At 66.3% G+C, this 6,135-nt stretch carries 6 protein-coding genes; all 6 read right to left on the reverse strand.

Going from position 1 to position 6,135, the window contains the following annotated elements:
• Positions 1-1,296: alanine--tRNA ligase (alaS, locus tag DBR34_RS22785; RefSeq protein WP_258223842.1), on the reverse strand; the 1,296-nt coding region annotated here is incomplete at its 3' end.
• Between the two features lie 105 nt (positions 1,297-1,401).
• Positions 1,402-1,893 (reverse strand): recombination regulator RecX, encoded by a 492-nt coding sequence (gene recX, locus DBR34_RS11730; protein ID WP_038689119.1) that lies wholly within the window; start codon positions 1,891-1,893, stop codon positions 1,402-1,404.
• Between the two features lie 113 nt (positions 1,894-2,006).
• Positions 2,007-3,047 (reverse strand): recombinase RecA, encoded by a 1,041-nt coding sequence (recA, locus tag DBR34_RS11735; RefSeq protein ID WP_038689120.1) that lies wholly within the window; start codon positions 3,045-3,047, stop codon positions 2,007-2,009.
• 204 nt (positions 3,048-3,251) lie between these two features.
• Positions 3,252-3,902: a transcriptional repressor LexA gene (gene lexA / locus DBR34_RS11740; protein ID WP_128096926.1), complete on the reverse strand. Its 651-nt coding sequence runs from the start codon at positions 3,900-3,902 to the stop codon at positions 3,252-3,254.
• Positions 3,903-4,283: 381 nt separating this feature from the next.
• Positions 4,284-5,960 (reverse strand): 2-polyprenylphenol 6-hydroxylase, encoded by a 1,677-nt coding sequence (gene ubiB, locus DBR34_RS11745; protein ID WP_128096927.1) that lies wholly within the window; start codon positions 5,958-5,960, stop codon positions 4,284-4,286.
• 35 nt (positions 5,961-5,995) lie between these two features.
• On the reverse strand, positions 5,996-6,135 hold a 140-nt coding region (locus DBR34_RS22790), incomplete at its 5' end, for a CinA family protein (protein ID WP_258223845.1).

The raw sequence follows: 6,135 nt of genomic DNA on the forward strand, positions 1-6,135 counted from the left end.
GTCCATGGCGGCGTTGAAGCCATCCATGTCCACGGTCATGTCACGCTCGCGGGCGATGTCGGCGGTCAGGTCGACCGGGAAGCCGTAGGTGTCGTACAGGCGGAAGGCATCCAGGCCCGGGATCACGCCGTCGCTGACCTTGGCCGCGACGTCGTCGAAGATCTTCATGCCCGAATCAAGGGTTTCAGCGAAACGCTCTTCCTCGGCCTGCAGTGCGCGCACCACGGTGTCGGCCTGGGCCGGCAGTTCCGGATAGGCCACGCCCATCTGCTCGACCAGGGTCGGCACCAGCTTGCTGAAGAACGGCTGGCGCACGCCCAGCATCCAGCCATGGCGCAGCGCGCGGCGGATGATCCGGCGCAGCACGTAGCCACGACCTTCGTTGGACGGCAGCACGCCATCGACGATCAGGAACGAACAGGCCCGGATATGGTCGGCGATGACACGCAGCGACTTGTTCTCCAGGTCGGCCATGCCGGTCAGTTCGCTGGCCTTGCGGATCAGCGCCTGGAACAGGTCGATTTCATAGTTGGTGTGCACGTGCTGCAGGATCGCGGCGAGGCGCTCCAGGCCCATGCCGGTGTCCACGCAGGGCGCCGGCAGCGGCACAAGGGTGCCGTCGGGCTGGCGATCGAACTGCATGAACACCAGATTCCAGATTTCAATGAAGCGGTCGCCGTCTTCGTCCGGCGAGCCCGGGGGACCGCCGGCGATGTGGTCGCCGTGGTCATAGAAGATCTCGGTGCACGGGCCGCACGGGCCGGTTTCAGCCATCTGCCAGAAGTTGTCCGACGCGAACGGTGCACCCTTGTTGTCGCCGATGCGCACGATGCGCGCTTCCGGGATGCCGATCATGTCGCGCCACAGCGCGTAGGCCTCGTCATCGGTCTGGTAGACCGTGACCAGCAGGCGGTCGGCCGGCAGCTTCCAGACCTGGGTCAGCAGCTCCCAGGCCCAGGCAATGGCGTCCTTCTTGAAGTAATCGCCGAAGGACCAGTTGCCCAGCATTTCGAAGAAGGTGTGGTGGCGCGCGGTGTAGCCGACCTGGTCCAGGTCGTTGTGCTTGCCGCCGGCGCGCAGGCAGCGCTGGACGTCCGCGGCGCGCACATAGCTGCGCTTCTCCGCGCCAAGGAACACGTCCTTGAACTGCACCATGCCGGAGTTGGTGAACAGCAGGGTCGGATCATTGCCCGGCACCAGGGGCGCCGACGGCACGATGGTGTGGCCCTTTCCCTTGAAGAACTCAAGGAAATCGCTGCGGATCTGGGAGGTAGTGAATGTGACGGATGCGTTCATGGGGGCTGGCTTTATGCGGGCCGGCCGGTCCATGGCACTCAGCCCCAATGGCCGGGTGTCGCTGCTGGACCGCCGAAACCATAAAGGGTATCAGGCCCGGGCCGCTCAGTCGTCAGGGTCGTAGCGGGTGGCGCGCCGAATGGTATCGCCGTCGAACCCGCGCCGGGCCAGCAGATCGGCCGCTTTACGGCGTTGCGGCAGCTCCTGGGGGCCGGCCTCGCCGAAACGGCGGCAGACCAGATCCCGGGCATTTTCAGCCCAATCGCCCTCGAAGGTGTCCATGGCCAGGGCGATCTGCTCGCTGTCCAGCCCATGGGTGCCCAGTTCGGCCCGGATATGGATCGGACCGTACCCGGTGTTGGCCCGGATCCGGACCAGGTTCTCGGCGAACCGGGTGTCGTCCTGCCAGCCGGCCTCACTGAGCGTGTCGACGGCTGCCACGGCGGCCTCGGTCTCGATGCCCCGGGCCTGCAGCTTGCGGGTCAATTCCTTGCGCGAGTGCTCCCGGCGCACCAGCAGGCCCAGCGCCCGTTGGACCGGGGTCTGTTCACTGACACGGCGTTTACGGCGGGGTGCCGGGCTGTCGGAATCCTGCATGGCCACCTTTACTCAATCAAATGCGCCGTCCCTGGCGCTCCCCCGTCGGGGAATACGGAAACCGCGGTGCAGGGCGAGCGTCACTGACGGCGCTGCCCTGCCCCGCAGGAAACTCACTCGACGTCGTCTTCCACGTCGTCGCCGCCTTCGCGGGCTGCCTCTTCCGGCTGGAACTTCTCGCGCAGCTCGGCTTCCAGGCGCTGGGCGATCTGCGGGTTGTCGCGCAGGTAACCGCGGGCATTGTCCTTGCCCTGGCCGATGCGCTCATCGCCGTAGCTGTACCAGGCACCGGCCTTCTCGACCAGCTTGGCTTCCACGCCCATGTCGATCAGTTCGCCTTCGCGGCTGATGCCTTCGCCGTACAGGATCTCGGTGATGACCTGCTTGAAGGGAGGCGCCAGCTTGTTCTTGACGACCTTGATCTTGGTCTGGTTGCCGATGATCTCGTCGCCCTTCTTGATCGCGCCGATCCGGCGGATGTCCAGGCGGACCGAGGCGTAGAACTTCAGGGCGTTGCCGCCGGTGGTCACTTCCGGGCTCTGGCCCGGCATCATCACGCCGATCTTGTGGCGCAGCTGGTTGATGAACACCACCAAGGTGTTGGAGCGCTTGATGTTGCCGGTGAGCTTGCGCAGCGCCTGGCTCATCAGACGGGCCTGCAGGCCCGGCAGCTGGTCGCCCATTTCGCCTTCGATTTCGGCCTTCGGGGTCAGCGCCGCGACCGAGTCGACCACCACGATGTCCACCGAGCTGGACCGCACCAGCATGTCGGCGATTTCCAGCGCCTGCTCACCGGTATCGGGCTGCGAGAGCAGCAGGTCGTCCACGTTCACGCCCAGCTTGGCGGCATAGATCGGGTCCAGCGCATGCTCGGCGTCGATGAAGGCCGCGGTGCCGCCCTTCTTCTGGCATTCGGCAATGGCCTGCAGGGTCAGGGTGGTCTTGCCCGAGGATTCCGGACCGTAGATTTCAACGACGCGCCCCTTGGGCAGGCCACCAATGCCGAGTGCGATATCCAGCATCAGCGAGCCGGTCGGGATGACCTCGACCGCTTCGACGACGCGGTCGCCCATGCGCATCACGGCGCCCTTGCCGAACTGCTTTTCGATCTGGCTCAGGGCGGCGGTGAGGGCACGCTTTTTGTTTTCGTCCATCGGAGTGGTCCTTGCAGAGGTCGTGTCGGTGGAGGTGCTGTCTTTGGAAGTCTTCTTGGCCATGGGTTCACTTTAAGGCTGGCGTATCGCACAGGCTGAGATTCTGCCCGGCGTTCGGAAAAAAATTATCGGACATCCGTACCAACCTCAGCGGAACCAGAGAATCGCCACAAAAGACCGTGCAGTTATTGCGTAGGAGAAGGGTCAGCGGTTGGGCCGCAGCAGGCCGCAATAGAGGCCTTCAATTGCGAAGTCCTGATCGGGCAGCACTTCGATCGGCTTGTAATCGGGGTTGCGCGGCAGCAGCCGGATGCGATCCTTGCCCATCTTGAGCAGCTTGACCGTGATTTCGTCATCGATGCGGGCCACCACGATCTGGCCCGAGCGGGCGTCGCGGGTGCGGTGCACGCCGATCAGGTCGCCATCGAAGATGCCTTCGTCGATCATCGAATCGCCCTGCACCTTGAGCAGGTAATCCGGCGCGGGCGAGAAGAACACCCGGTCGAGCACCACGAAATCGTCGGATCCGATGTCCGCGCCGATCGGGAGGCCGGCGGCCACCCGGCCCAGCACCGGCAGGCGCAACACGTGGTCGGGCAATGCGGGCACCGACAGCGAGGCCGGCAGGCCATCCTGCAGCGGCGGCGCCTGCACCAGCCGGATGCCGCGGGCCTGCCCGGGAATGCGACGGATCGCCCCGGCCTGCTCCAGCGCTTCCAGATGGTACTGGGCCGCGCGCACGCCCTTGAAGCCAAACGCGCGGGCGATTTCCGTCTGCGACGGCGGTGCGCCATCGGTCTCTATACGCTCGGCGATCAACTGCAGGATCGCCTGCTGGGTATCGGTCAGGTCCATGGTTAGTAGTATTACTACTAACACTATAGGCACGCAAGTGCCCACCGAAGAAGAGCAGGGGGAGCAGCCACCCATGGGGTGGCTCTACCGCGGATTACCCTGTCCCGGAAGAGCCACCCCATGGGTGGCTGCGCGCGACATCTGATCGCGCGGAAACCCCGCATTCCCCACCCCACGCGCTGCACGCTGGAGGGGTAGCCATCGACCGTTGGTTGGTGGACCCCAATGATTCGTTCATGGCCGCCGAACGAAGGGCAGCGACGAAGCTGGAGGGTCATGACGGCGGCCAGGTAGAGCAGCCGACCAACGGTCGGCTCTACGCGCAATGTGCCGCGTTGGCGGCAGATTGCGGGGATCCTTCGGATCCCAGCGGCAGGAACCCTACGGGTTCTTGCCGCTGCGCCAGATCGAAAACAGTATCCATACACCGCAGAAACCCGCGCCGATGAAGCCGGCCACGCCCAGCGCCAGCAGCCAGCGGCTGGAAACGCCGCCCACGCTGTGCATGACGATGGACGAGCCGATGATGAGTGCGGCGGTCACGATGCCCATGACCAGCCGGTTGGCGGCGCGGTTGACCTGGTCGCCGAAGCCCTGCAGCGCGGTGGTTTCCACTTTCAGCTGCAGGCGCCCGCGGCGCGCCATCTGCAGCAGGCGGCGCACGTCGCGTGGCAGGTCGCCGAGCAGGTCCATTACCCCGACCAGGCTGCGCTTGCCGCGTTTGAGCACCGCGCCGGGGGCATAGCGCTGCCACATCACCCGTTCCAGGTAGGGGCGCGCGGCACTGGCCATGTCGAACTGCGGGTCGAGCTGGCGGCCCATGCCTTCCAGGGTCAGGAAGGTCTTGATCATCAGCGCCAGGTCGGCCGGCAGGGTCAGCGAGTACTGGCGCAGCAGCGTGGTGATGTTGCCCAGCATCAGGCCCATGTGCAGGTCCTTCAGCGGCACGCCCCGGTACTGGTCGACAAAGGTGCTGATGTCCTGCTGCAGCCGCGATTCGTCCACGTCCACGCCGCCGGCCCAGTCCAGCAGCACGTCGGCCACGGCTTCGGGCTCCTGGCTGACCAGGCCGTGCAGCAGCTGCGCCACCTGGAAGCGGCGCTGCTCGGAGATGGCCCCGACCATGCCGAAATCGATCACGCCGATCCGCCCGTCGCGCAGGTAGATGATGTTGCCCGGGTGCGGATCGGCGTGGAAGCAGCCGTCCTCCAACACCATCTTGAGCACGATGTTGCCGCCCCGACGCGCCAGCTGCACCCGATCCAGTCCCGCCGCGTCGACGCCGGCGAGGTCGCGGCCGGGAATGCCATCCACGAAATCCTGGACGTTGAGGCTCTCGCAGGTCCACTGCCAGTGCACGTTGGGAATCAGGATGTCCTGGCGCCCCTGGAAGTTGCGGGCGATGCGCTCGGCGTTGCGGCATTCGGCGGCGAAATCCAGCTCGCGTCGCAGCGATACCTGGAACTGTTGCACCACTTCGGCCGGGCGGTAGCGCTGCAGGTCCGGCAGGCGCGCCTCGACGATCTCGGCCAGCCGCGCCAGCAGGCGCAGGTCGGCTTCGATCACGTCGCGGATGCCGGGCCGGCGGATCTTGAGCACCACGGCCGTGCCGTCGTGCAGGGTGGCGCGGTGCGCCTGGGCCAGCGAAGCGGCCGCCATCGGGGTTTCATCCAGCCACGCGAACACCTCGGTGGCCGGCGCGCCGAGGTCGGCTTCCAGTTGCTCGCGGACCTGCGCATAGGGCAGCGCGGGCACGGCGTTCTGCAGTTCGGAGAACTCGGCGATCCAGTCCGGCGGGAACAGGTCCACGCGGGTGGCCAGCACCTGCCCGAGTTTGACGAAGGTCGGGCCCAGGTCTTCCATCGCCCGCCGCACCCGCACCGGGGCGGTCATGCGCAGCATCTGCGTGTCGTTCCAGTGCAGCAGGCGCCCGGCCCGCTCCAGCACGTCGGCCAGGCCGATCCGGCGGACCAGGTCGCCAAAGCCATAGCGGATCAGGACCGAGGCGATTTCCTGCAATCGCCCCAGGTCGCGCACGGTGCCCAGCGTTTCCCACATCGGTACAGCTCCTGTCGACGCACGCGCTCAGGATGTCACACCGGGGCGAAAATTCCCGTCAGTGCCTGCTGCACGGTCTGGCGGCGGATGGCATCGCGGTCGCCATCGAACTGGAACAGCTGCGCCCGGGCGTAGCCGCCGCGCTGCTTCCAGCCGATCCAGACGCTGCCCACCG

It is taken from the genome of Stenotrophomonas sp. HMWF003 (genome assembly GCF_003061285.1).
In the GTDB taxonomy this organism is placed as follows: domain Bacteria; phylum Pseudomonadota; class Gammaproteobacteria; order Xanthomonadales; family Xanthomonadaceae; genus Stenotrophomonas; species Stenotrophomonas maltophilia_AP.

Excerpts from the sequence above, each read along its gene's own strand:
- recX (WP_038689119.1), bottom strand. The coding sequence starts at position 1,893 with ATGCAGGATTCCGACAGCCCGGCACCCCGCCGTAAACGCCGTGTCAGT.
- ubiB (WP_128096927.1), bottom strand. The coding sequence starts at position 5,960 with ATGTGGGAAACGCTGGGCACCGTGCGCGACCTGGGGCGATTGCAGGAA.
- lexA (WP_128096926.1), bottom strand. The coding sequence starts at position 3,902 with ATGGACCTGACCGATACCCAGCAGGCGATCCTGCAGTTGATCGCCGAG.
- recA (WP_038689120.1), bottom strand. The coding sequence starts at position 3,047 with ATGGACGAAAACAAAAAGCGTGCCCTCACCGCCGCCCTGAGCCAGATC.